The organism is Arthrobacter ipis (genome assembly GCF_014694315.1).
In the GTDB taxonomy this organism is placed as follows: Bacteria; Actinomycetota; Actinomycetes; order Actinomycetales; family Micrococcaceae; genus Arthrobacter; species Arthrobacter ipis.
This window is the reverse complement of sequence record NZ_JAAOXD010000001.1, coordinates 948,703-949,312: the sequence shown is the minus strand read 5'-3', so window position 1 is coordinate 949,312 and position 610 is coordinate 948,703. Positions and strand designations below refer to the sequence as shown.

Genomic DNA, 610 nt, shown 5'->3' with positions numbered 1-610 from the left:
CCGCCGACGCCGTCGAACGCTCCGCCGAGGAACTCGCCCGGCTGCTCTCCCGCGAACAGGGCAAACCCCTCAACGGCCCCAACGCCCGCTTCGAGGTCGGCGCCTGCGCCGCCTGGCTCCGCAACACCGCCACCACCGAACTCACACCCGAAGTCATCGTCGACGACGGCGAAACCTACGCCGAACTCCACTACAAGCCCATCGGCGTCGTCGGCGCCATCGGCCCCTGGAACTGGCCCATGATGATCACCATCTGGCAGATCGCCCCCGCCCTGCGCATGGGCAACACCGCCGTCGTCAAACCCTCCAAAATGACCCCGCTCTCCGTCCTCGCCCTGATCAAGGTCCTCAACGAAGAACTCCCCGACGGCGTCCTGACCGCCATCTCCGGCGACCGCGAAGTCGGCGCCCGCCTCGCCGAACACCCCGCCATCGGCAAAATCATGTTCACGCGATCCGCGGAAGAAATACACCTTGCCGTTGCCCCAGTTCACGGCGGCGTCGATCCGGTCGCTCAAAAAAAAAAGGAACCGACTCTGCGGCCGGTTGGGGTAGCCGGGGTCGACGCGGTCGGCGGCGATGTCGTAACGGACGTACTGCGATCCGCGGA

The 610-nt window shown here is 66.4% G+C and carries 1 protein-coding gene; it reads left to right on the top strand.

Going from position 1 to position 610, the window contains the following annotated elements; all coding sequences use genetic code 11:
* Positions 1-610, top strand: a 610-nt coding sequence (locus tag G9E11_RS04555; RefSeq protein WP_190603646.1) for an aldehyde dehydrogenase family protein, incomplete at both ends; no start/stop codon positions are given.